We start from the raw sequence: 25,200 nt of genomic DNA, 5'->3' as shown, positions 1-25,200 counted from the left end.
CATAAAGAAGCCCAACATCGTACGTATTGGGCTTTTTCTTTTTATAATTGATACGAGATACCAAATTCAATATTCTTTGTATTATACCCCGCATTACTGCTCCCTAATCCAGCATTAGAAACATGCCTTATACTTGGACGAATATCAAACTGACATTTATTACAACTTGCAGTGAAACCGACCGCTAAAACATCGGCAAAAGCAAAACCTTTAGAAATTCGCTCTGTTTCTGTATCTGTAATCATGGGCCCAATACTGCCCAAAACATAAAAAGAACAAACTTGACCAATAGGTTTGCGAATTAAAAAACCACAATTAAGCACATATTCGCGAACATCTTTTAAACGCGTATATTGATCTCTTTTTTGCTGATAGTTTGGTGTTTCAGGCTTTACAAAATAGAAATTCAATAATTGATGCTCAGCAAAATTAATCTCCGGCTGAACTAAAATCTGATATTGAAAATGCTTTGCTTCTTTTATTTTGTAATAGAACTGAACTTTATAAAAGTGGTTTGTAAACGTATAGTTTCTATTACTAAATTCACTTCCAAAACCATAATTAAAACCTAAAGAAAAATTTGAATCGCCTTTCTGTGCAGTCATTTTTACAGCCATAAGAAACAATAAGACTAAAAGTAATTTTCTTGTCATAAATCATTTTAAAATTCCATTTAAATATAGCACAAAAAAAAAGATCCAGCTTTCGCTGGATCTTTTTTTATATAATTAAAACAGTAATTATGCTTTATTATGTTTGTCTTCGATTGTGTGTTTCTCATCACTAGAAATCGTATCAACCAATACAGGCGTTGCGATAAATAATGAAGAGTAAGTACCAACGATAATACCAATTAACATTGCAAAGATAAATCCTCTGATAGATTCTCCACCAAAGATAAACATCGTTAATAATACGATAATCATCATTAATGAAGTATTCAATGTTCTTGATAATGTAGTATTAATAGAAGCGTTTACGATATCTTCGAAACTTCCTTTACGGTTTCCGATGATAAACTCTCTCACCCTGTCAAATACAATTACCGTATCGTTCATAGAGTAACCAATTACAGTCAAGATCGCAGCGATAAAGTGCTGATCCATTTCCATGTGGAATGGCATGAATTTGTAGCATAAAGAGTAAATTCCTAATACAAACACAACGTCGTGCGCAACAGCTGCAATCGCACCTAATGAATACTGCCATTTACGGAAAGATACCATTAAGTATAAGAAAATAACTGCCATTGCCCCAAGAACTGCCCAGTATGAGTTAGTTTTAATATCCTCAGAGATAGAAGCTCCAACTTTAGAAGCTTGCAATACCCCAACTTTTTTACCGTCGAAAGAGTTAATGAATTTCTCGTAAGAAGTATTTGGGAAATATTTCTGTAGAGAAGCATATAATTTTTGATTCACTTCTTCATCGATAGCTACACCATCTTCTTTAATTTTATATTTAGTAGTGATTTTCAACTGATCATCATCTCCTAAAATTTTAGCTTCAACCGGAGTACCGAAAGCTGCAGATAATTCATCTGAAACAGCAGTTGCATCAACTGGTTTTTCAAATTTAACTTGGAAAGTTCTACCTCCAACAAAATCAACACCTTCATCTAAACCATTAATAAAGAAAATAGAAGTTAAACTTACTACTGTTACAATAGAAGAGAAGATATAAGTGAATTTCTTAACTTTAATAAAATCAAAGTGGAAATTAGTAAACCAGTTTTTAGTAATATTTGTAGAGAAAGTTAAATCCCCTTTTCCTGCAATGTTTCTGTCAATAAAGATTCTAGCAATAAAGATTGATGTAAACAATGAAGTTACGATACCAATTAATAATGTTAACGCAAAACCTTTAATAGGACCTGTTCCAAAAATAAACAAGATAGCTCCAGTTAAAACGTGAGTAACGTTAGCATCGATAATAGAACGCATTGCACCATGCCATCCGTAAGAAGCCGCAACTGCTTCAGAAAGTGATTTACCTTCACGCAATTCCTCTTTCGCTCTTTCGTAGATAATAATATTCGCATCTACCGCTGTACCTAATGTAAGTACGATACCTGCAATACCTGGCAATGTTAATACAAAACCAAAACTTGCCATAATTCCGAATAAGAATAGTAAGTTTAATAATAAGGCAAGATTTGCATACCAACCCGCTTTACCATAATAGAATACCATCCAAACACAAACTAATAAGAAACCTAATACAGAAGAGATTGTACCTGCATCAATAGCCGCTTGTCCTAAAGATGGACCAACAACAGTTGATTGGATAATATCTGCAGAAGCTGGTAATTTACCTGCATTTAATACGTTTGCTAAATCTTTAGTTTCAGCTACATCAAATGAACCTGTAATCTCAGATCTTCCTCCAGCAATAGGACCGCTTGTTACACCTGGAGCAGAATATACGATATCATCTAATACAATAGCAATGTAGCTTTTTTGAGCAAATGCTCTTCCTGTTAACTCTTCCCAAACTTTAGCACCTTGGCTGTTCATCTGCATAGAAACCGCAGGTTTACCCATTTGGTCAAAAGTATCTTTTGCATCAGTTACAACACCACCGCTCATAGCTGGGTTATTGTCTCTGTTTCCTTTTAAAGCATATAATTCTACAACTTCAATATCAGCTGCACTTTTTACATCTTTAGCTTTAGGATCTTTTATAGTTGTTGGCTTGCTCCATACAAATTTTGCATAGTGCTGGTCAGCACCCAATAAAACTCTAATTTCTGGTCTTTTAAAATATTCGTTGATAGCAGCAGTATCTTTAGGAGCAAAGTATCCTAAAACTGGTCCGCCACCATTACCAATTATTTTATCAAATAAAGGATTGTTTCCTTTTTTAACGTCTGAAGAATCTTTAGCATCTGTTAATAATGCATTCAATGAATCTTTAACAACTGTTTTAGTTTCAGTCTTTTTAACTTCAGTTTTCTTCAAAGCCTCGTTAGCAGAAACTAAGAAATTACCAATTTCTTCAATTTTATAAGTTTCCCAAAACTCTAATTGAGCTTTTCCACCTAATAATTTTTTAATTCTATCCACATCCTTAGCACCTGGAAGCTCTACTAAGATTCTTCCTGTTTCTCCTAATTTTTGGATGTTTGGCTGTGTAACACCAAATTTGTCGATACGCTCTCTTAATACTTTAAAAGCACTTTCTACAGACTCATCAACTTTTCTTTTGATAACTTTTTGAACTTGTGCATCAGACATTTGAAAGTCTACTCCACCTTCTCCTTGAAGGCTTCTGTTAGCGAAAATATCTGGAGATGCAAGTTTTACAGTTCCTTTTGAATTTGCTTCAAAAGCTTCAAAAAACTTATTTAAATACGTTTTGTTTCCTTCTAAATTTGCAGATGCATCAGCTAATGATTTATTAAAAACTGGATTTTTAGAATTATTAGCCAAACCTTTTAATACATCTTTAATAGAAATTTGAAGAATCACATTGATTCCTCCTTCTAAGTCAAGACCTTTATTAAGTTGCTTGTTTTTCACTTCGTTGTAAGTGAAATCAGTAAAACCAAGGTTTAATACTTTTTCTTTACCAATAGAATCTAAATATTTCAGCTCTTTATCAGGATTATCTCCTGCAAAAGCTTTAGCTTCACTTTTGACGCCATTTGCCACAAAAGTGAATGATAGTTGGTAAATACTTACCAATGCAAATAGAATTGCGAAAAATTTAATAAGTCCTTTATTCTGCATTATTACTAAAAATTAATTATGTTTTATTTTTGTTTTTGTTTTAAACTCCCATAAAATAAGCCCTGACATGATTTTTTAAAACAAAAAAACGAGATCACGAATTACCAATTTTTTTTTAAACCGAGCAAATATATAATTAACGAAAATATTAACCAATTTATTTATTAATTAATCTCAAAAAAAAAGCTGCAAAAGTGCAGCTTTTTTTCTTTTTTGCCGTTTTTATTATACTAAAATCGTTTTTAGGGCATCATTCATACTACGAACTGCATCTGCACTTTTCGCAAATAAAGCCTTTTCCTGATCGTTTAAGTTTATATCTAGAATTTCTTCGACACCGTTTTTACCAATTATACACGGTACTCCTATGCATATATCATTTTGACCATATTCTCCTTCTACAAAAACAGAACATGCAATCATTTTTTTCTGATCATTCAAAATACTGTCTACTAAATAAGCTACAGAAGCTCCTGGTGCGTACCAAGCAGAAGTTCCTAGAAGACCTGTAAGGGTCGCTCCTCCTACCATTGTATCTGCAGCAACTTTTTGCAATACTTCTTCTGAAAGAAACTCCGATACCGGAATTCCGTTATAAGATGCTAAACGAGTCAACGGAATCATAGTTGTGTCTCCATGACCTCCAATTACCATTGCCGAAATATCATTTGCTGGCTTATCTAGAGCTAAGGAAAGATATGTTCTAAAACGAGAACTATCTAAAGCACCTCCCATACCTATAATTCTATTTTTTGGAAGACCTGTAGCTTTTAAAGCCAAATACGTCATCGTGTCCATTGGGTTGGAAACTACAACAATTATAGTGTTTGGAGAATATTTCAGTACATTTTCGGCAACTGTTTTTACAATGCCTGCATTTATACCTATCAATTCTTCTCTTGTCATTCCTGGTTTTCTCGGAATTCCTGATGTAATTACTACTACATCGCTTCCTGCAGTTTTAGAATAATCGTTGGTAACGCCAGATACTTTAGTATTAAAACCAGTATTTGTCGCACATTGTGTAATATCCAATGCTTTACCTTCGGCAAAACCTTCTTTAATATCCAACAATACTACTTCGCTAGCAATTCCTCTATAAGAAATAACATCTGCACATGTAGCTCCAACATTTCCTGCTCCTACAATGGTAACTTTCATATTTTTTACTTTATCGGTTATTAATTTTGTCTATTCTTTAAAAAGACAATTCGTTTAATTGTCTAGTAAATTTAAACAATTAAACGAATTGGAATTATTAAATTTTCATTTTATGCATCAATATTTGCATAAACTGCATTTTTCTCGATAAATTCTCTACGAGGTGGCACCTCATCACCCATCAACATAGAGAAAACTTGATCAGCTTCTGCAAGACTATCAATATTTACTTGACGTAAAGTTCTGAAATTCGGATCCATTGTAGTTTCCCATAATTGCTCCGCGTTCATCTCTCCAAGACCTTTATAACGCTGAATATTGGCACTTCCACCCATTCTTTCGTTGGCCTGATCACGCTGAACATCATTCCAAGCGTATTCTTTCTTATTTCCTTTCTTAACTAAGTACAAAGGCGGTGCAGCAATGTAAACGTGACCTTCTTCAATAAGCTCTTTCATGAAACGGAAGAAGAACGTTAATATTAAGGTAGAAATGTGGCTACCATCGACATCGGCATCACACATGATGATTACTTTGTGATATCTTAGTTTTTCAAGATTTAATGCTTTACTATCTTCTGCAGTTCCTACTGTTACTCCTAAAGCTGTAAAAATATTTCTAATCTCTTCGTTTTCGAATACTTTATGATGCATCGCTTTTTCAACGTTCAAGATTTTACCACGTAATGGCAGAATCGCTTGAAAGTTACGATCACGTCCTTGTTTTGCTGTTCCACCAGCCGAATCTCCCTCGACAAGGTAAACCTCACATCTTGCTGGATCTTGCTCCGAACAGTCAGATAATTTTCCTGGCAATCCGCCACCGCCCATAACGGTTTTACGCTGTACCATTTCACGCGCTTTTTTCGCTGCGTGACGTGCTTGAGCTGCAAGGATTACTTTTTGGATAATCAATTTTGCATCATTTGGATTTTCTTCCAAATAATTCTCCAACATTTCTCCAACCGCTTGAGAAACCGGAGAAACAACCTCTCTATTTCCAAGCTTAGTTTTCGTCTGCCCTTCAAACTGAGGCTCAGATACTTTTACTGAAATAATAGCCGTTAATCCCTCACGGAAGTCATCTCCAGCAATTTCGAATTTTAATTTATCTAATAAACCAGAAGCATCTGCATATTTTTTAAGCGTTCTTGTCAAACCACTTCTAAAACCTTGTAAATGCGTCCCCCCCTCGTGCGTATTGATATTATTTACATAAGAGAAAATATTCTCTGTATAACTTGTATTGTAAATTAAGGCAACCTCAACAGGAATTTCACCTTTATCATTATCCATACTGATAACATGAGATACAATTGGCTCACGGTTACCATCTAAATAACGAATATATTCTTTAAGTCCTTCATCAGAATGAAATACTTCACTTTTAAATTCTCCTTTTTCATCAACCTCTCTCTTATCTGTAAAAGTAATTGTGATTCCTTTATTTAAGAAAGAAAGCTCACGCATACGAGCTGAAAGCGTATCGTATGAAAACTCGGTAGTTTGAGTAAAGATGGTATCATCTGGATAAAAAGTCTGGCGTGTACCTCTTTTATCTGTTTCTCCGATTTGTTTTACTGGATATAAAGATTTTCCTCTTTCGTATTCTTGCTCATAAATCTTACCTTCTCTAAATACAGTAGATTTCATGTGAACAGAAAGGGCATTTACAACCGAAACCCCAACCCCGTGTAAACCTCCAGAAACTTTATATGAATCTTTGTCGAATTTACCTCCGGCTCCAATTTTTGTCATTACAACCTCAAGAGCAGAAACTCCTTCTTTTTTATGTAAATCTACTGGAATACCACGTCCGTTATCTTCAACTGTAACAGAACCATCTTCGTTTATTGAGACACCAATAGTATCACAATGTCCTCCCATGGCCTCATCAATAGAGTTATCAACAACCTCATAAACTAAATGATGCAGTCCTCGAACTCCTACATCTCCAATATACATTGATGGACGCATTCTTACGTGCTCCATTCCTTCTAATGCCTGAATACTATCTGCTGAATAATTGTTCTTCTTGATTTCTTCGCTCATATAATTTATTCTAAAATGTATTTATTGTCTAACACGCAAATATATGAAATCGCAAGCTATATACCCATTAAAATACAAGTTAAAGCACTTAAGTTATTAACACAATTGTCTGAAAAACCAAAAAATAAACCCAAAAATGAGTTTAAATTCAAAATTTTTAAAAATCCTACAATTTTAAATGCCAAATTCCAATTTTGAAAATCCAAATTCCAAATCTCGAACTCCAAATCTCAACCTGAAATACCGAATCAAATTTTTAAAATCAGTCTAATATGTTAAAATTAAAAAACCGAAATGACATTAAAAATGCATTTCGGTTTCCTTATATCAGTTCCAACTTGGAATTTGGAATTTATTTTTTTTTCAATTCTCCCTCTTGGTTTTGGAATTTAAAATTTAAGAAAATTGGAATTTCACTTTTAAGCAATAACACTTGTTTTCACTGGTTCAAAATTACCGTTTAAATGGGCAGCATTTGCTCTTCCACTTGGATCAAGGTTTTCTTGCCATTTTGGAATCCATTTACGCACAGTTTGCGCCGCGCTGACCTGTGGATAGAATTTATGAAAAATCGATCTGTACAAGTACGCTTCTTTAGTCGTTGGCGAGTTATATGGAAATTCTGCACTTGCTCCAAATAATTGCTCATCTGTAACCTGCGACGCACAATACTCAATTAATTGATCAACCCAATTATAGCCTACCCCGTCAGAAAACTGTTCTTTTTGTCTCCACAAAACTTCCGAAGGCAAATAAGGGTCTTCTGGAGTATCAAACGCTTTTCTTAAAATATACTTTTCAACGCCATCATATGATTTAGGCTGTTTTTCTTCTGTTTTAATTCGAATAGCAACATCTAAAAATTCTGTATCCAAAAATGGAATTCGAACTTCTAAACCATTTGCCATTGTCGTTTTATCTGCGCGAAGTAAATCGGCTGTAAACAGCTTCTGAACTCTTTCTATTGTTTCATCTTGAAATTCTTCTTCTGACGGTGCATTTCTAAAGTACAAATGTCCTCCAAAAACCTCATCTGCCCCTTCTCCTGATAAGATTACTTTTATGCCCTGATCGGCAATTGCTTTAGAAAGCAGATACATTGGAACACCCGAACGCACAGAAATAATATCATACGTTTCAATATGATAAATTACTTTTTCTAAAACTTTAACTCCTTCTTCTACAGAAAAATGTATTTCGTGATGTTCTGTTCCTAAAAATTCCGCAGCCTTTCTAGCCGAAATATTATCTGGCGCATCAGCATCTAACCCAATAGAAAACGAATGCAATTTCTGTCCTTTTTCTTTTAATAATCTTGAAGTAATAGCCGAAATCAAAGAAGTATCCAAGCCTCCTGAAAGCACAACTCCTAGAGGAACTTCTGCCAATAAACGCTTGCGTGTTGCTTGAATAAGACTTTCACGAATTAACTCTAAGTTTAATGTCTGATTTGCATTTTTATGATCTTCGTATTCTGGATGATAATATTTTACAAACCCTGTTTTCGCTGTATAATAATGCCCTGGAGGAAAAGTAGAAAACGATTTACATTGATCTGCAATAGCTTTCATTTCTGATGAAAAATAGATTCGTCCTCTTTCATCTAAACCATAATATAACGGTTTTACCCCTATTGGATCACGACCTGCAATATATTTATCGCCGTCCACAACCACAAAAGCAAAATCTCCGTCTAGTTTATTACAGAAATCATATCCAAATTCCTCATAAAGATGCACAATCACTTCTGAATCTGATTCTGTTCTAAAAGTATGATGTTGCAAAACTGTATTTTTCAGTTCCTGATAATTATAAATTTCGCCATCATGTACCATCCAAGCTTTATCAGTTCCTTGAATTGGCTGCCTACCCGAATTAAGATCGATAATCGATAAACTCTCATGACAAAGTATACTGCCATTTTCCATAATGCGAACATCACTTTCATCAGGACCACGATGCAACATTCTTTCAGAAAGTTCTTTTACAAGTTTCGGGTCTTTTCCTTTACCAATTACGGCCAACAATCCAGACATAATATTCTATTTTTTTATTTTATTTTTCATTATTGCTCAGCTGTGAAGCGAACATTAAAAAATCATTAAAATTTTCGACTGAAAGCAAAACTAAATATTAATTTTCGCTTTCCATTATTAAATTCGTTAAAATATCAAGTGTTTAACGATAATACTGCAGACACCAAATATATCAAAAGAAAATCAATTAATAGCTTGCCTGTTTGCAGTCAATGAGAAATTTAAGACAGTAAATTACTTTAGACAAGAAAAACGCTCTCGACAGAGAACGTTTTTCCTAAAAAATATATACTAATTCTAAAAATTAAACTCGTATTATGCTTTAACGTAGGCATCATCGTGAACGCTTGAAACCGCTCTTCCCGATGGATCGTTCATGTTTTTGAAAGCTTCATCCCATTCCAAAGCAATTTTTGTACTACAAGCCACACTTGCTTCCTGAGGCACACATAATGCCGCAGCATCACTTGGGAAATGTTCTGTAAAAATAGAACGATAGTAATATTCTTCTTTTGAAGTTGGAGTTTGCAACGGAAATTTAAACCTAGCATTTGCTAATTGCTCATCCGAAACTTCTCTTGCCACTACTTCTTTCAAAGTATCAATCCAGCTGTATCCTACTCCATCAGAAAATTGCTCTTTTTGTCTCCAAGCCACACTTTCTGGAAGCATATCTTCAAAAGCTTTACGAACAACCCATTTTTCCATCGGATGTTCTTTGTTGATCATTTTATCTTGTGGGTTGATGCGCATGGCAACATCCATAAATTCTTTATCTAAGAAAGGCACACGTCCTTCGATTCCCCAAGCTGCTAAACTTTTGTTTGCACGTAAACAATCGTACATATGAAGTTTTCCTAATTTACGAACGTTTTCTTCGTGAAATTCTCTTGCATTTGGCGCTTTGTGGAAATATAAATATCCTCCAAATAACTCATCTGCCCCTTCACCTGAAAGAACCATTTTGATTCCCATAGACTTGATCACTCTTGCCATTAACCACATTGGAGTTGAAGCTCTAACGGTAGTTACATCATATGTTTCTAAGTTGTAAATTACATCACGAACTGCATCTAAACCTTCTTGGATAGTGAATTTAATTTCGTGGTGAATAGTCCCAATATGATCTGCCACTTTTCTCGCTGCAGCTAAATCTGGCGAACCTTCTAAACCAACTGAGAAAGAGTGCAATTGTGGGTACCAAGCATCTGTAGTATCGTCTGACTCAATTCTTTTTTGAGCAAATTTCTTAGCTACAGCGGAAGTAATAGAAGAATCCAAACCTCCAGAAAGTAAAACTCCGTAAGGAACGTCACTCATTAATTGTCTGTGAACCGCAGCTTCCAATGCTTTTCTAATTTCTGGAATACTAGTTTCGTTATCTTTTACTGCATCATATTCTGTCCAGTCTCTTTTGTACCATTGTACAAATTCTCCGTCTTTGCTTGATAAATAATGTCCTGGAGGGAATAATTCGATTTTTGTACAATATCCTTCAAGAGCTTTTAACTCAGAAGCAACATAAAAAGTTCCGTGCTGATCCCAACCAATATACAATGGAATAATTCCCATGTGGTCACGAGCTACAAAATACTCATCTTTATCCACATCGTAAATTGCAAATCCAAAGATTCCGTTTAATTCATCTACAAAGCTTACTCCTTTTTCTTTATATAAAGCTAAAATAACCTCACAGTCACTTTCAGTTTGAAAGTTATATTTTCCTTCAAATTGTTTACGCAAATCTCTGTGGTTGTAAATCTCACCATTTGCAGCTAAAACTAGTTTTTTGTCTTCTGTAAATAAAGGCTGTTTTCCTGAAGCTGGATCTACAATTGCCAAACGCTCGTGAGAAAGAATCGCCTTATCATTGCTGTAAATTCCGCTCCAGTCTGGTCCGCGGTGACGAATGATTTTTGACATTTCTAATACTTGAGGTCTTAACGCTTCGGCTTTTTGTTTAAGATCAAAGGCACATACAATTCCACACATAATTTTATATTTTAATTCTTTAAATTTTAATTTGATAGGGCAAAGATGGAATATTAGTTACAATTGAAAAACACAAACATTAATTTCAATTACATTTTATAACCATATTTTTATTTTTACATATAAAATGTAAAATTTAGAAGTAAAAACAAGCTCAAAACTTGAAAATTTTAATTTTGACTAGAAAACCGGTTGAAAATTGAAAGTTTAAACCCGTTTTTTGAATTAATTTTTGAGTTATTCTATTACTGATGAAAGATTCATAAAGAAGAGACTGAAAGTTGTTCTGGAATTATTGTTTATCTAGTGTTATCTAGATTTTGAGTCTTACTTGTCATCTTGACGAAGCAAAGATCACACAAGTAATTCCGCATGCTAGTTCGCCAATCTTTATCGAGTTTCTAGTGTGATCCTTCCTTCGTCAGGATGACAAACTGTGTGGTTAAGGCATTGCTTTAAAAAAATAAACTATTCCTATAATTACCAACATTCCAATTAGCAACCAATGCTCAAAGGTTTCTCCTTTTATTTGAAACTTATAAAGTTTATCATTTTCCGTAACATCTTTTTTCCATAATTTATGAATCTTATAAAAGGCATAAGAAGCTCCAAAGAATGAGAAACTACATATTAAGTGCATAAAATTCATATACTAGCTAATTTCTTCAATAGTGTAATGCGTCTTATTTATTTCAAACTGAAACCCTACTTTATTTCCCATCAAATGATTTCCTAAAGGAGATTGCGGAGAAAGCGCAATAACATTAATTCCGTCAATTGTGATTTTAGGAAGTGCCACACTCACATACAAATAGATTCCGTTTGCTTTAACCAAACTTCCTAAAACTATATTTTCAGTAGTTTTAAGCGGATCTATTTTGTCTAAAATTGCTTTTTGTTCTATCGCTTCTTTTAGTTTAGTAGTCAGTTTTTCCTGTTCGATATGCATCATCGATAAGGCGGTTTCGTGCTTATCGCCCGCAGAACCTTTGGCATCGTTTTTTGAATCTTCTGTCAGATTTGAAATCATGTCTCTAAAAACATCAATTCGGTCCTGAACCATTTGGGTATAATGGGAATATATTTTTTCTTTGAAAGTCATTTTTTTTTAGGTACTGAGGTTCTGAGTTGCAAAGATGCTAAGGTTTTTTTTCTTTGACTAAATTTTATTCGAAAAAAGCTTTTGGATAAACTACTTCTCCACTTACATCTTTTAAACCATCTTCGATTAATGCAATAACCATACAATTTTCAGCGGGAACATCAAATGGCATTTTGATATTGTATTTTTCGCAAAGTTCATATCCAAATCTTGCATAATAATCTTGATGTCCAAGCAGAATAACCGATTTATAACCTAAACCTTTTGCTATTTCATGTCCATACAAAATAAGTTTAGAACCAATTCCTTTTCCTTGAAATTCGGGCAGAACCGAGACTGGTGCCAATGCTAAAGATTCAAAAGAATCAGAATCATTTACAACCTTTAATTTGGTAAATAAAATATGGCCGATAATTTTATTATCAATTTCGGCAACAATAGAAAGTTCTGGAATAAAAGCTTCCGATTTTCTTAATCTTTCTACCAAAAACTGTTCTTTATGATCGCTGTATTCTTCCTTTTCAAAAGCTTTTTCTATCAATTGAAAAACACTTTCAAAATCATTTTCATTTTCTTGACGCAGTTTAATTTCCATTTTATAAAATTAAAAAAAACAGCCACGAATTCACGAATCTACTCCAAAAAATTCATGAGTTCATGGCTGAAAAAAAAAGGCACATTCATGTAAAATGTTTTTGTGCCTAGGTATCTTTATGGCAAAGATCTCTTAAAAATCAAATTTATAATTCGCACCTCCTAAAATCTGGAATCCTTGTACTGGATAATTCATCCATTTTTGGTACGCTTGATTTCCAATATTGTTCGCTTTTAAGAAAAACGTTAAACGCTCGCTAAATTTATACCCAACATGAGCATTGGCATCAAAATAACTTTTTAAAGTAATTGGTGTAGCATCAATTCCTAAAGAAGTATTTGTCTGCATATCTTTTCTTTCACCCACATAAAACACATTCAATCCTGCATACCACTGCTTAGTAATAGTAACGTCTAAAGTTGAACTTAATTTCATTGTTGGCAAATTCCATGCTTCAACAACGTTATCTGTATTGTAACTATTAAAAGTTCCGTTGATTCCAAAAGTTACATTTTGAGAGAAATCAGCTTTTAATTCTGCATAAAAACGTAACGTTCTAATGTCCTCATAAACCACTCCGAAAGAGTTTCCAAAAGCATAATCTTCATTCGTAATCACTTCTGTATAATCATTAGCTTTAAATAATGCTTTATCTTTTTCATTTAAGTACGAACCTGTCAAATTATAGTTTACGTTGTTTGCCAATTTCCCTTTTAAACCAGCAAAAACGTTATATTGTGTACTTGACGGACGCATGTTTAAAGTCGGTGATAGAAACGGATTTTCGGTTACAAAATCGGCGTAAGAATTCTGCTTTAAACCTCCATCAACTCCTGTATAGAAAATCATTAAATCTCCAACCAGTTTGTAGGAAGCATTTACTTTTGGATAGAAATAGAATTTATTCCCACTATTTTCTGTATCTCCACTATAGAAAACTCCTGCTCCTAATTCTAAAGTCCAATCGTTTTCATGAATCACAAAACTTGGCTCGATTCCTACATTGGTAAAACCATATTTTACAGCTTCTGTATTATTTTGCAAATAATTATTCTTAAAAGAGCCACTTACGTGATCTACAATAACATTTGTTTTGATAGCCTGATCCATTACATCAATTGTAAAAGTTGGCTTTACAAAAAATCTGTTTTCTGATGAAGAATAACTATCTGAAAAATGGGTGAATTTCGCAGCAAGATTGCTAAAAATGCTTTCTGTAAATTCGGCATTTCCGCCCAACCAAATCGTATTATAAGAATGATCCGGATTGATGCTATTTACTAAATCATAACGCTGATCTAGAATTGTAGAACCAAAGTCAGCTGGAAGCCCGTACCAATTGTAAATCTGGTTTTGATATCCTAGATCTACATTCCAATTGTTATCTCTATTATTCTGACCGTAACCAACATTAATTGCCGTATCGTAAAATTCATCATTCAATTCTACATCTTTGATGCCTCCCTGAGAAGAATGATGGCGAAACATTCCTGCCACATAATCGTTATTTCCTAAATCCTGATTTACAAATAATTCCGCATTTAAAGTGCTATAATTTCCAACACCCAAAGTTGCATAGTTATTAAATAATCTTTCTTTTTTAGCTTTTTCAACCCCTTCTGCTTTTCCTTTTGAAGGAGTAAAAGTCGATGCCACAGGAACAGACAAAATACTGTATTTGATAACTTCTTTCGGCTGATTACCGCTGTCGTCAAGCGAAGGCGTTTCTTTTACTTTAAAAGCATCTGAAATAGTTGGCGAATATGGCTTTACAACATTTACTGTCTCGGTTCCGATCGTTTCATTTTTCTTCTGCGCAAACGAAAACTGAACAGCAAATAATACTAGTAAAACGATAATTTTATACTGGCAATTTAATTTCATATTTATATTATTGTGTAAAATGTTGTTTGTAAAATGTAAAATGTGTTTTCAACCAATATTCTCTTTTCACATTTACATCTTTCTTTTCACATTTCACTTTTTACATTATCTAATTTTCTAATTATCTCAATTATCTAATTTCTAACCTTCCCACTCGCCTTTCGCTACAAACTGCGTTTTTCCTCCAATATTTATATCGTACTGATCGTTAGTCAATTTTCCTTTAAAATATATTTCTGAAGGCCTATTGATAAACTCTCCTTGATAATTGATAAGTTCAATTTCTTTGGTATTATATTTTAACAAAGAAGCCTGTAAACAAGTACTTGCACTTCCCGTTGCCGCATCTTCCATCAATTGATTGTGCTCAATATATAACAACCTGCTTGTTACTTTTGAACCTTCAAAATAGTAAAAATACAAACCTCTATGATCAGTTTTACAATGCTGTTCCATCCATAGATCGGCTTTGTCTTTATCTAAAACTAAATTTTCTAAAGCTCTCCTACTGCTCAACGGAACCATTACAAAGGCGCTTCCGGTTGTGACTTCCTGAACTGGAAATTGATTTTCAAAATCACTCACTTGCAGATTACTGAAAAAGGTAAAATCTACTTTAGAAAAAGTATCCCAAAACTTTGGTTGCGCTGCTTTCAACCAGATCAAATCATCCGATTTATGGATTGCAATTGGCCCGATCGGAACTTCCAGTTTAATTTCATTAGGCGAATTTTCAAAAATCTTATTCATCAGAACCCAAGAAGTACCAATGATTGGATGACCCGCAAACTGCATTTCGTGAGCAGGAGTAAAAATTCTAATCTCTGCTTTACTATTTTCTCTATCTAGTTTGGTTACAAATGTGCTTTCCGCAAAATTAATCTCGCGTGCAATCTGCTGCATTTGTGCTGTACTTAAATTTTCTGCATCCATAAAAACCGCCAACTGATTTCCAGCGTATTTTTTATCAGCAAAAACATCAACTATGTAAAAAGGTAAACTCATTGTTTTATTTTTTTAGAGAATAGAATAAAGAAAATAGAGAATAGATTTTCTTCTCTTTGCTTTAAATCTTTTTTCTATTTTCTTTATTCTATACTCTTGTACTCTTATTTATTAATCGACGAATTTGTTTTAGACTCTTCCGATTTAATTGCTGCTAATTCTTTTTTAGCTTCTTCAACAACATCTGGATAATCTGTAAAATTGTTGATTACATTATCTAAAATATATGTCGCTTGATAACTGTCTTTTAATCCGTAGAAATTTTTCGCCATTAAAACCAAACCTTTTGCTCCATAATATTTATAGGCAGAATAGCTTTTTGCTAATTTTTGAACAGCAACATTAGAAGCTTCATATTTCCCTTCTTTTGTTTTGAAATACGCATCATAATACAAAGCTTCCGCAGCCAATTCTCCTTTTGATGTAGTTAAAAGTTTCGCATAAGCCGTTTTAGCTTTATCTTCATTTCCTGTCTGTATTGCTGCACGCGCTACAATAATTTGAGCATCTGCTTTTACGCCTGCGTCTGATTTCGGATTTTCTAATACTTTCTCAGCCGCAACTACAGAATGGTCATAATCTTTTTTGTCGTAATAACACTTCATCAAGTTTGCTTGAGCAAAAGTTTTATTCTGAGGATAATCAGCTTCGCTTTCTAATCTTGTTAGAACTGGAATTGCTTTATCGCAATCTTTCGCTTTCAAATAAATCTGAGCTAATCTGTTTAAAGCTTGTTCTGTAAACTCATTTCTAGGCTGATCAATTACAAACTGATAATTTGCAACAGATTTTGTTTCAGATCCTTCTGCATAAGTAAGCTGTCCTAAATAAAAATTAGCTTCCAATGCATGCAGTCCGTTTGGAAATTTAGAAACATAACCTGCAAAACCTGTAATAGCTTGCTTAGAATTGTTTTGGCTGTATTGTTTGAAAGCCGCATCGTAAGTATCATTATCCAATTCTGCATCTGTAACCGCTACGAAGTCTAATGTACGAACCCAAGTCGCATATTCATCAACTTTTCCAGAGTCTACATAAATTAATCTTGCTGTTGCAACCGCTTCTAAAGCTTCTGGCGTTTTTGGGAATTCAGCAGCTACTTTTTTAAATTTCGTCAAAGCCAGTTGATCACGATCTGAATTGTAATAAATCAAACCTTGTTTTAAAATTGCTTTTGAAGTGAATGATCCATCTTTAAATTCAGAGATCAATTGATCATACGTTTTTATTGCCTGATCGTTTTTCTTTTCTGCAACATAAGTATTTCCTAACTCAAATAAAGCATCGTCACGATAAGATGACTTTTTGTACATCTGAAGGAAATTATTCAACTCCTCTATTTTCTTAGCATTATTTGACATAAATCCGTAAGAAAGTGCTTTTTGGAACTGAGCGTAATCTGCATCTACGCCTTTTGCCGCAATTGCTTTTGCATAAGCTTCATTTGCCGCACTATATTTTGAAGTTACAAAACGACAATCTCCCAAACGCAAATAAGAATCGTTTAAACGAACTTTATCTGAAGGAGCATTGTCAATTTGAGCTTGAAAAGAATTTGCTGCCTGATCGTATTCTTTCAATTTAAAATACGTGTAACCAATATTATAATTGATATTTTTATATTCGTCTGTAGATTTTGCCGCAGCCATTCCTGCAAACTGCTTGTAAGTTAGAAGAGCGTTTTGCATATCATCATTTAAATATTCTGTTTCAGCTTTCCAGAAAGTGGCACGCGCTGTAAATTCAGGAGTTTTTTGCTCGCTGATCGCGCTTTTGAACATTTTACCCGCTTCTTGATAATTAGATTCATTGTACAATTCTAATCCGCGGTAAAAAAGCACTTTTTGGTAAGCCGCTTTGTTTTCAGCAGTTCTATTTTTTTCTAATAAAGCCAAAGCTTCTTTGTAGTTTTTAGAAGAAATATAAGAATCAACCAAAAGTTTTTCTACTTCTGCACGGCTTGAATTATTTGGATATTTTTTAAGGAAATCCAACAAAATACCTGGAACAGCTTGGTAAGCGTTTCCAATATCATAACTCAATTTAGCGTAATTTAAAGCTGCATCTTCTTGAATCTGTGCATTAAAATCCATTTCGGAAGCATTTTTAAATGCATTTAAAGCTTCTTGCTTTTTGCCTGTATTTAAATAGCTTAAACCTAAATGGTAATAGGCATTCTGAGCCACAAAATCTTTTCCTTCAATAATTTTATTGAACTGAGAAATCGCTTTTTCATACTCTTTTTGCTCGTAATACGCATAACCTAATTGGTAGAAATCGGTATTGTTCCATTTTCCTTTTTTACCCGCATATTGTTCTAAATACGGAATTGCTTTTCCGTATTGCTTCAAGTTGAAATAACTTTCTCCAATAATTTTATTCAGTTCCGATTTTTCAATGTCGTTCGATTTGTTCATGGCTACCAATCCTAAATCAATCGCTTTTTGGAAATTTCCTAACTTGAAATTCATATCAGCTTGATAATAAGAAAGCTTTTCTTTGTATTTTTCTTCACCCGAAACCTCATCAAAATACTTCGTTGCTTCTTTGTAATCGTCACCCTCATAAGCCATAAAACCTAAATAATATTTGGCTTGAGAACCATATTCTTTAGAATTTACCACTTTATTAAAATAGTTAGTTGCTTCTTTTTTCTTTTTAGCATTAAAATAGCTGTAGCCTTTCATGAAGTTAAACTTATCCGATTCTGTTTTAATCATGTAGCTTTCGTCTACTTTATCAAACCATTGCAAAGCTTTTGGATAATTTCCTTGTTCGAAGAAAAATTGCGCGGCGTCAATATAAGCCTGATTTTGTTTGGTGCTTGTTGGATAATCATTCACAAATTGTTCTACCAAAGCATCGGCATTTGCTTTATTGGTTCTTATGGCAGAATTTGCAATATAGTAAGCACAGTCAGACTGCACTTCTTCATTTGTAGTATTGTTTTTTACTTTTTCAAAAATCAATTGCGCCGAAGCATATTGTTTGTCGTTATATAAAGCCAGTGCTTTGTCAAAATCCTTTAATTCATACGTATAAATCGCCGATTTTTGTGCCGAAGCTATAGTCGAAGCAAGGAAAATTTGGAATAAAAAGAACCTGGAAAGTTTACGCATTTTAATAATATTTAGTATTCAAATGTATCATTTTATAAGGGTTATAACGAAACGTTTTGAGGTTTTATTATGAACAAATTATGAAACTGCTACTATTTTACGCTCTTTACAACTTCAAATTATTGGTTCTCAAACTTTCTTAAACAAATAATTTTAAACCATATAAGCTCCCTTAAGTTATTATAAGCAGGAACCATTATAGAGATGCTGTTAAAATGCACTTCTATAGCAATTTTATTCAGAATTCAGCGAAATTTATTTTGAATACAACCGTTATCTTATTACTTTTACCATTCAAACCAATTTATTATGTCACAAACCGTACTATCTCTTAAAGAAGTCACTATATATCAAGAAGGAAGAAAAATTATATCTCATATTAACCTAGACGTTAATCATGGTGAGTTCATTTACATTATCGGAAAAACTGGTTCTGGAAAAAGTAGTTTTCTAAAAACTTTATATGCTGATTTACCGTTAATTGAAGGTGAAGGACATATTGTTGAATTTGATTTGGCAACATTAAAAGAAAACGACATTCCGTATTTAAGACGTAAAATCGGAATCGTGTTTCAAGACTTTAAACTACTTCCAGACCGTTCAATAAAAGACAATATGCTTTTTGTTTTAAGAGCTACAGGATGGGTCGAAAAAGAAGCCATGCAACACAAAATTGATGAAGTTTTGGATAAAGTAGGCATGAAAGATTTTGTAAACAAAATGCCTCATCAGCTTTCTGGTGGAGAACAGCAGCGTGTTGCGATTGCAAGAGCGCTTTTAAACGATCCAGAATTTATCTTGGCCGACGAACCAACAGGAAACCTTGATCCTCAGACTAGTTCTGAAGTTTTAGAAGTTTTAAAAGCAATTAATGCTGCAGGTAAAACCATCATTATGGCAACTCATGATTATGCTTTATTGATGAAATTCCCATCTAAAACCCTAAAATGCGAAGATGAAAGAATCTTCGAAGTGGTACAAAGAAGCGTATAATGCTTTCCGTTTTAATTCCTGTTTATAATTACAATGTTTTACCGCTTGCTAGCGAACTCGTAAAGCAGTTCAATTCTTGTGGAATTACTTTTGAGATTATTTTTTTAGACGATGCTTCTCAAAAGTTTGTAATTGAAAACGAAAGAATTAATCTATTTAAAAACGCTTCTTATTCTATTTTAGAAAAAAATATCGGACGAAGTGCCATTAGGAATTTATTGGCTGAAAAAGCAGTTTACGAAAATTTACTTTTTCTAGATGCCGATACTTTTCCTGCCCATGCAGATTTTCTTTCTGTTTATATTTCGCAGATTAGCGATACTGAAAAGATAGTTTATGGAGGAATTTTATATGAAAGTTCTAAACCTGCAAAAAAGGAACTTTTAAGATGGATTTATGGAAAAAAAAGAGAAGCTTTATCAGTTTCCGAACGCATCAAAAATCCGCATCTTTCTTTTCTAACTTTAAACGTTCTTATAAAAAAAAACATTTTTTCTAAAGTCAGATTTAACGAAAATATTCCAAATCTAAGACATGAAGACACCTTATTTTCGTTTGAGTTAAAACAAAATCAAATTGAGGTTCTTCATATAGACAATCCTGTTTTTCATCTTGGTTTGGAAGACAGTAAAACATTTTTACAAAAATCTGAAGAAGCCGTTTTGGGTTTGAAAAATTTAATCGATTCGAATCTAATTTATCCGGATTACGTTAAACTGGCACATTATTTTCAACTCATTAAAAAATATCATCTTGTCTATTTAACCGCTTTTGGTTTTAGGATTTTTAAACCTTTATTTAAAAAACAGTTATTAAGCGCAAAACCTTCGCTTTTCCTTTTTGATATTTATAGATTGGGTTATTATTGCATTATAAAAAAATAATCAATTATGGTCTTTTTTTCGGTTGTTATTCCGTTATACAATAAAGCTGATTATATTGAAAACACTATAAAAAGTGTTCTCGATCAGACTTTTGCAGATTATGAAATCATTGTAGTGAATGATGGATCTACTGATGAAAGTGAAGCTATTGTACGCAGGTTTAATGATGAGAAAATTCAAGTTTTTAATCAAAAAAATCAAGGCGTTTCTGCTGCAAGAAATTTTGGAATAGAAAAATCGAAAGGAAAACTCATTGCGTTTATGGATGCAGATGATTTTTGGCTTCCAAATCATCTACAAGAGTTATCAGATTTGTATCGTGATTATCCAAATTGTGGCCTATATTGTTCACGCCATAAAATAAGAATTTCTAAAAACCGCTTTCAAATTCCTTATTATGATGCAATAGATAGTTCTTTTAGAGGAATTTTAAAAGATTATTTTCTTTCAAACAAGCCTTTTAGAATTACTTGGACTTCTTCTTTAGCTATTCCAAAAGAAATATTACAAAATATTGGCGGATTTACGCCAGAAGTTACAAATGGTCAAGATTTAGAATTATGGACTAAAATAGGCATAAAATATCCTGTTGCCTTAACAAACAAGACAACAGCTATCTATAATTTTAATATTGAAAATAGTCTAGCTAAAAACAAAATAAACTCGAAGGTTTTGATGAATTTCGAACAATTCAAAATCTTCGAAAAAGACAATCCGTCTCTTAAAAAGTTTCTGGATCTGTATCGAATTGAATACGGATTGCACTATTATATTTCTGGAAATAAAACCAAAAAAAACTTCTATTTTCAAGATGTTGACCCAGAAAATATCCCGCTGAATGTGAAGTTTTTATTAAAAGTTCCTCCCTTCATTTTACGATCTCTTTTAAAATTAAAAAGAAAACTAAAACAAAGCGGAATTGACTTTTCTATTTACGATTAGAATAGGCAATAAATTCATCAAACTCTCTGATGTAATCCTCTTCTATATAAACTTCTGAAGCAATTACAAGACAAACTGAACCAGAAGAAAAATTCTGCAATTCTCTCCAAATTCCTGGATTAATTAATAATCCTTCATAAGGTTTGTTTAAGGTAATAATCTGTTCCTCTTTTCCATCTTTCAAAACTACATCAAAACTACCGCTTAAAGCCACTAAAAACTCCTGAAGTTCTTTATGCGCATGCCCTCCTCGTTCGGCTCCGGCTGGCACATCATACAGATAATAAACCCTTTTAATATCGAACGGAACAGTAGTATTCTCAATTACAGAAAGATTACCTCTTCTCTCTTCTATTTTAGGAATAGCTATTATTTGTATTTTATCATTCATTTAGTATACTTATATTTTCTGAAACATTTTGTGCCCTTTTATGGCACTGCTAAAAATCGCTTTCAGATTATTCATTTTTATTTTCTTCTGCTTTAAATCGAAAAACATCTTTATGAAAATCCAAAAGATATATTTCTTTCTAAAAACCCTGGTAAACATTGCTCCACTAATAAAGTATCTCTCTAAAACATCTTTCTTATCTGACGAAGTCAATGTATTATGTGCCACAATTATTTGAGGTTCAAAAACAAGTTGTTTCCCGTCTTTTTTTAAATCGGATAAAAAAACAGCTTCTTCTCCCATTTCGAATATTCCTCCTAATCCAAAATTTTCATCAAATTTATGTTTCTCAAAATCAACATGATATTTATTTAATGTTATTTCGAACGAACTTGTATTCAAAATATCAAAAATGCTTAAACTGCTTTTAGAATTGACTGCATTTTTGTTTAAAGGTTTACTATTTGGTTTTAAAGCACTAAACTTTATTATTGCGGCATTGGGGTATTTTTGATAAGCATCTATTATTTTTTCAATAAAGCCTTTCTGAAACACTACATCATCGTCTGAAATTAAAAGAATTTTTCCTGTTGCATTTTCCAACGCTAAATTTCGGCTTTTAGAAAGTCCTTTTTCAGATGAATTTATGACTCTTATATTGGGATTAGTCGAGCTAAGTTTTGTTTCATTTTGAACCTGATTGATTACTAATATCGAAATCTTCGAATAATCAAAAGATGGAAACATGGGAACTAAAAAGTCCAATGAATCTCTATTCATTGTTGAAATTAGTATTTCCACATCTTTTTCTTCAAACAAAATATTCATTTTCAATTTTATTAAACCATCATAAAAAAACATTCGAATTCAAACTTAATGCATTGAAAAGTTTACAATGTCATTTTTTTAAAACAAATCACTATTTAGCATTCCAAAAATCAACATATTGCTGTGCAACTTGTATGTAATTATGATGCTGTTCTACAAATCTTCTGCTATTAAATGAAATTTCAGGGATATCCTTTTTATTTTCTATTAGCATTTTTAATTTGCTAGCAATATCTTCTTTAGAAGGAAATACATTGACAATTGGGCGATTATTATTTTCTTTTAACAACTCATACATTTCTGGTTCTCCACCACCCATTAAAACCAAACCATTTGCCATTCCAAGCAAGCCATTCATTCCAGGCGTATAAGAATAAAGCTGATCCAGCAACACATCCGACCCTGGCATCACTTTTACATATTCCTTCCAAGGCAAAGAAGTAACTTCATTTACTAAAACCTCATTCGGATAAGTTTCTTTAATTTTCATTAATTCTTCGTGAAATAAATCGGTGCCTTTTAGTTTAGATTTAAGCTTCTGAATTCCAATAAAAAATTTTACTTTATCCTGTCTGATTTCTTTTTGCTTATAAGGAAACAAATCAGTGTTAATAGGCAAAGGAATATAGGCCAATTTATCTTTATGGTAAGGTTCGTATGCTTTGTAATATTCATACAAACAAGAAATTATACCGTTACAAGTTTCTGCAATTTCAATATTTACATCTTGGAATTCATTATTTGTCCATTCACATTTATATATATCGAGAGGTTTATCTCCAATAAACAAATCGGTATATTTAAGTGTTTTGTTTTCTATGCACAGCTTCTCCCAAAAATAGTCACTGCCAAATGCTCCCAAAAAAACTTTCGCATTATTTTTTAATAAAAATCTATAAAAGAAAAGATTTCTTTTAATCCTTAAATTCAAAAATGAAGGATTGTTTATCTGAACTACATCATAACCTTTAAACTTTGTAAAAATAGTACTTACTCTAGCTAGATATTTAATTGAACTAAAAAAATCATTTCCAGACCGAAATAAATCAATATCTCTGTCATTTCCCATCCACTTACATCCATCAGAAGCTACAGTGACATCATGCCCTAATACCCTTAGTCCTTCAGCTAATGTAGAATGAAGAGCACTATATTCGCCTATTAAAAGAATTTTCAATGTAGTATTTTATTAAAAGATTAAACCAAAAAAATTAAAATAAACTTCTCCTGAAGTAAACACATAAAACCAACAAATAAATAAAATTATCTAATGCTTGAGCCATAACCACTCCATGAATTCCAAATAAAACAACCAAACAACGGCTAGAAAAATATAAGACCGCAAGCGATGCAATTTCTGAAATTATAAATGCTTTTGTCATTTTTTTTGCAAAAAACTGAAATCCTAAAATCCATGAAGCCGCTCTAAAAACATCACCAATCAATTGCCAAAAGAAGAGTGCTGTAACGGGCATAAATTCATCTGTAAAAAGTAGTTTAATTATAAAAAAACGGCTAAAATAAATTACAATTAATGCAACTGCAAAAACAGGCAAAATATGCTTATAAAAGCTCCAAAAAATTTTCTTTGCCTCTTGATTATTTTGTGCAACAGCTAATTTTGGTAAAAAATAAACAGATAAAATTGTTGTCACAAACATCATATAATAAGAAGAAATTCTGACGATGGTCTCCCAATAACCAGCTTGCTCTAATCCTACTATTTGAATTACATTTTTTCGAATGGCTAAATAAACAATAGGCCCCAAAACTGAAGAAACCAAGGCCATAAGAGAATAAGAAGATAAATTCTTTAAAACACGAAAATCAAAATAGCGGAACTTAATTGTTCGCAAAAAATTAAATTCTTTATTAATAAAATAAAAAGTAACAAAAAACAATAACGCTGGCGAGATAACAATTGAGAGTAAAGCACCCAATGTTTTAAAGTGCAAAATCATATAAAGGGAAACTAATAAACCAATTATATTTCCTAAAATGTTTACCCAGATGACAACCTTAAATTTACCTAATCCATTAATTATAGAAAGTAAAAAAACGGAAATCGCGTACCACGGCAATACCAAAGCTATCGCTTTAAAAACGATGCGATAATCGAAATCATTTCCAAAGATTTGTTTATTCCAGAATGATGCAAAAAAGTATAAAATAAAGCTTAAAACAATCGTAACAGCTAGCAAACATATAAAAGCAGTAGAAATTATTTTGTACAACTGGTCATCTTCCTTCTTCTTTTCTGCGACATACTTCACAATTCCATTTGAAAATCCCAAAGTTGAGATGCTTTCTAATGATGATGAAAAATTTCTTAGATTTCCAACCAAAGCCATTCCGCTTGGACCAACGAAAATGGCTAATATTTTTGAAGTAATTAATCCGATTCCGATTTTTAAAGCAACGCTCAAGCTGTTTAAAGACGTAATCTTAAACAAATTGGTTTTAATTATTTTTCTATAGAAATTCAA

General features: G+C 32.8%; 19 protein-coding genes. 3 read left to right on the top strand and 16 right to left on the bottom strand.

Features of this window, described 5'->3' with window-relative positions; all coding sequences use genetic code 11:
• Positions 1 to 41: 41 nt before the first annotated feature.
• From ACFO3N_RS10790 to ACFO3N_RS10735, 12 genes are all read right to left on the bottom strand, one after another.
• Entirely contained in the window at positions 42 to 653 is a 612-nt protein-coding gene (locus ACFO3N_RS10790) for an acyloxyacyl hydrolase (protein WP_379797620.1), read from the bottom strand.
• Between the two features lie 87 nt (positions 654 to 740).
• Entirely contained in the window at positions 741 to 3,731 is a 2,991-nt protein-coding gene (secDF, locus tag ACFO3N_RS10785; RefSeq protein ID WP_379797618.1) for a protein translocase subunit SecDF, read from the bottom strand.
• Positions 3,732 to 3,956: 225 nt separating this feature from the next.
• Positions 3,957 to 4,892: a malate dehydrogenase gene (mdh, locus tag ACFO3N_RS10780; RefSeq protein ID WP_250835262.1), complete on the bottom strand. Its 936-nt coding sequence runs from the start codon at positions 4,890 to 4,892 to the stop codon at positions 3,957 to 3,959.
• A 110-nt stretch (positions 4,893 to 5,002) separates the two neighbouring features.
• Positions 5,003 to 6,943, bottom strand: a complete 1,941-nt coding sequence (gene gyrB / locus ACFO3N_RS10775; RefSeq protein ID WP_095931436.1) for a DNA topoisomerase (ATP-hydrolyzing) subunit B — start codon at positions 6,941 to 6,943, stop codon at positions 5,003 to 5,005.
• Positions 6,944 to 7,362: 419 nt separating this feature from the next.
• Positions 7,363 to 8,979, bottom strand: a complete 1,617-nt coding sequence (gene asnB / locus ACFO3N_RS10770) for an asparagine synthase B (protein ID WP_379797615.1) — start codon at positions 8,977 to 8,979, stop codon at positions 7,363 to 7,365.
• Between the two features lie 315 nt (positions 8,980 to 9,294).
• Positions 9,295 to 10,971: an asparagine synthase B gene (gene asnB, locus ACFO3N_RS10765; protein WP_095931434.1), complete on the bottom strand. Its 1,677-nt coding sequence runs from the start codon at positions 10,969 to 10,971 to the stop codon at positions 9,295 to 9,297.
• Positions 10,972 to 11,413: 442 nt separating this feature from the next.
• Positions 11,414 to 11,611, bottom strand: coding sequence for a hypothetical protein (locus tag ACFO3N_RS10760; RefSeq protein ID WP_141248174.1), 198 nt, complete (start codon positions 11,609 to 11,611; stop codon positions 11,414 to 11,416).
• Positions 11,612 to 11,623: 12 nt separating this feature from the next.
• Positions 11,624 to 12,073: a hypothetical protein gene (locus ACFO3N_RS10755; RefSeq protein ID WP_379797613.1), complete on the bottom strand. Its 450-nt coding sequence runs from the start codon at positions 12,071 to 12,073 to the stop codon at positions 11,624 to 11,626.
• Positions 12,074 to 12,137: 64 nt separating this feature from the next.
• Positions 12,138 to 12,668, bottom strand: coding sequence for a GNAT family N-acetyltransferase (locus ACFO3N_RS10750; RefSeq protein ID WP_379797611.1), 531 nt, complete (start codon positions 12,666 to 12,668; stop codon positions 12,138 to 12,140).
• A 132-nt stretch (positions 12,669 to 12,800) separates the two neighbouring features.
• Positions 12,801 to 14,552 (bottom strand): TonB-dependent receptor, encoded by a 1,752-nt coding sequence (locus tag ACFO3N_RS10745; protein ID WP_379797609.1) that lies wholly within the window; start codon positions 14,550 to 14,552, stop codon positions 12,801 to 12,803.
• A gap of 141 nt (positions 14,553 to 14,693) precedes the next feature.
• Complete coding sequence (locus tag ACFO3N_RS10740; protein ID WP_379797607.1) at positions 14,694 to 15,557, bottom strand: PhzF family phenazine biosynthesis protein; 864 nt, start codon at positions 15,555 to 15,557, stop codon at positions 14,694 to 14,696.
• 104 nt (positions 15,558 to 15,661) lie between these two features.
• Complete coding sequence (locus tag ACFO3N_RS10735; protein WP_379797605.1) at positions 15,662 to 18,676, bottom strand: tetratricopeptide repeat protein; 3,015 nt, start codon at positions 18,674 to 18,676, stop codon at positions 15,662 to 15,664.
• Positions 18,677 to 18,985: 309 nt separating this feature from the next.
• Here ACFO3N_RS10735 and ACFO3N_RS10730 point away from each other — a divergent pair, with 309 nt between their 5' ends.
• The 3 genes from ACFO3N_RS10730 to ACFO3N_RS10720 are packed head-to-tail and all read left to right on the top strand — an operon-like array spanning position 18,986 to position 21,495.
• Entirely contained in the window at positions 18,986 to 19,669 is a 684-nt protein-coding gene (locus tag ACFO3N_RS10730) for a cell division ATP-binding protein FtsE (protein ID WP_248725983.1), read from the top strand.
• A complete protein-coding gene (locus ACFO3N_RS10725) occupies positions 19,669 to 20,553 on the top strand; it encodes a glycosyltransferase family 2 protein (protein WP_379797603.1) in 885 nt (294 codons plus the stop codon). The genes ACFO3N_RS10730 and ACFO3N_RS10725 overlap by 1 nt, the downstream gene beginning before the upstream one ends.
• Positions 20,554 to 20,559: 6 nt before the next feature.
• Positions 20,560 to 21,495: a glycosyltransferase family 2 protein gene (locus tag ACFO3N_RS10720; RefSeq protein ID WP_379797601.1), complete on the top strand. Its 936-nt coding sequence runs from the start codon at positions 20,560 to 20,562 to the stop codon at positions 21,493 to 21,495.
• Here ACFO3N_RS10720 and ACFO3N_RS10715 read toward each other — a convergent pair.
• From ACFO3N_RS10715 to ACFO3N_RS10700, 4 genes are all read right to left on the bottom strand, one after another.
• Positions 21,482 to 21,886: a sugar 3,4-ketoisomerase gene (locus ACFO3N_RS10715; protein ID WP_379797599.1), complete on the bottom strand. Its 405-nt coding sequence runs from the start codon at positions 21,884 to 21,886 to the stop codon at positions 21,482 to 21,484. The genes ACFO3N_RS10720 and ACFO3N_RS10715 overlap by 14 nt on opposite strands.
• Positions 21,887 to 21,895: 9 nt before the next feature.
• Positions 21,896 to 22,714: a glycosyltransferase family 2 protein gene (locus ACFO3N_RS10710; RefSeq protein ID WP_379797597.1), complete on the bottom strand. Its 819-nt coding sequence runs from the start codon at positions 22,712 to 22,714 to the stop codon at positions 21,896 to 21,898.
• A 91-nt stretch (positions 22,715 to 22,805) separates the two neighbouring features.
• Complete coding sequence (locus tag ACFO3N_RS10705; RefSeq protein WP_379797594.1) at positions 22,806 to 23,891, bottom strand: glycosyltransferase; 1,086 nt, start codon at positions 23,889 to 23,891, stop codon at positions 22,806 to 22,808.
• Between the two features lie 34 nt (positions 23,892 to 23,925).
• On the bottom strand, positions 23,926 to 25,200 hold the full coding sequence (locus tag ACFO3N_RS10700) for an O-antigen translocase (protein ID WP_379797592.1): 1,275 nt from the start codon (positions 25,198 to 25,200) through the stop codon (positions 23,926 to 23,928).

Source organism: Flavobacterium chungangensis (genome assembly GCF_042654045.1).
Taxonomy (GTDB): domain Bacteria; phylum Bacteroidota; class Bacteroidia; order Flavobacteriales; family Flavobacteriaceae; genus Flavobacterium; species Flavobacterium chungangensis.
Note: the sequence above shows the minus strand (reverse complement) of the source record. Positions and strands in the feature narration are given on the sequence as shown.

Excerpts from the sequence above, each read along its gene's own strand:
- ACFO3N_RS10750 (WP_379797611.1), bottom strand. The coding sequence starts at position 12,668 with ATGGAAATTAAACTGCGTCAAGAAAATGAAAATGATTTTGAAAGTGTT.
- gyrB (WP_095931436.1), bottom strand. The coding sequence starts at position 6,943 with ATGAGCGAAGAAATCAAGAAGAACAATTATTCAGCAGATAGTATTCAG.
- ACFO3N_RS10760 (WP_141248174.1), bottom strand. The coding sequence starts at position 11,611 with ATGCACTTAATATGTAGTTTCTCATTCTTTGGAGCTTCTTATGCCTTT.
- asnB (WP_379797615.1), bottom strand. The coding sequence starts at position 8,979 with ATGTCTGGATTGTTGGCCGTAATTGGTAAAGGAAAAGACCCGAAACTT.
- ACFO3N_RS10745 (WP_379797609.1), bottom strand. The coding sequence starts at position 14,552 with ATGAAATTAAATTGCCAGTATAAAATTATCGTTTTACTAGTATTATTT.
- ACFO3N_RS10755 (WP_379797613.1), bottom strand. The coding sequence starts at position 12,073 with ATGACTTTCAAAGAAAAAATATATTCCCATTATACCCAAATGGTTCAG.
- ACFO3N_RS10735 (WP_379797605.1), bottom strand. The coding sequence starts at position 18,676 with ATGCGTAAACTTTCCAGGTTCTTTTTATTCCAAATTTTCCTTGCTTCG.
- ACFO3N_RS10715 (WP_379797599.1), bottom strand. The coding sequence starts at position 21,886 with ATGAATGATAAAATACAAATAATAGCTATTCCTAAAATAGAAGAGAGA.
- asnB (WP_095931434.1), bottom strand. The coding sequence starts at position 10,971 with ATGTGTGGAATTGTATGTGCCTTTGATCTTAAACAAAAAGCCGAAGCG.
- mdh (WP_250835262.1), bottom strand. The coding sequence starts at position 4,892 with ATGAAAGTTACCATTGTAGGAGCAGGAAATGTTGGAGCTACATGTGCA.
- ACFO3N_RS10740 (WP_379797607.1), bottom strand. The coding sequence starts at position 15,557 with ATGAGTTTACCTTTTTACATAGTTGATGTTTTTGCTGATAAAAAATAC.
- secDF (WP_379797618.1), bottom strand. The coding sequence starts at position 3,731 with ATGCAGAATAAAGGACTTATTAAATTTTTCGCAATTCTATTTGCATTG.
- ACFO3N_RS10710 (WP_379797597.1), bottom strand. The coding sequence starts at position 22,714 with ATGAATATTTTGTTTGAAGAAAAAGATGTGGAAATACTAATTTCAACA.
- ACFO3N_RS10720 (WP_379797601.1), top strand. The coding sequence starts at position 20,560 with ATGGTCTTTTTTTCGGTTGTTATTCCGTTATACAATAAAGCTGATTAT.
- ACFO3N_RS10725 (WP_379797603.1), top strand. The coding sequence starts at position 19,669 with ATGCTTTCCGTTTTAATTCCTGTTTATAATTACAATGTTTTACCGCTT.
- ACFO3N_RS10790 (WP_379797620.1), bottom strand. The coding sequence starts at position 653 with ATGACAAGAAAATTACTTTTAGTCTTATTGTTTCTTATGGCTGTAAAA.
- ACFO3N_RS10730 (WP_248725983.1), top strand. The coding sequence starts at position 18,986 with ATGTCACAAACCGTACTATCTCTTAAAGAAGTCACTATATATCAAGAA.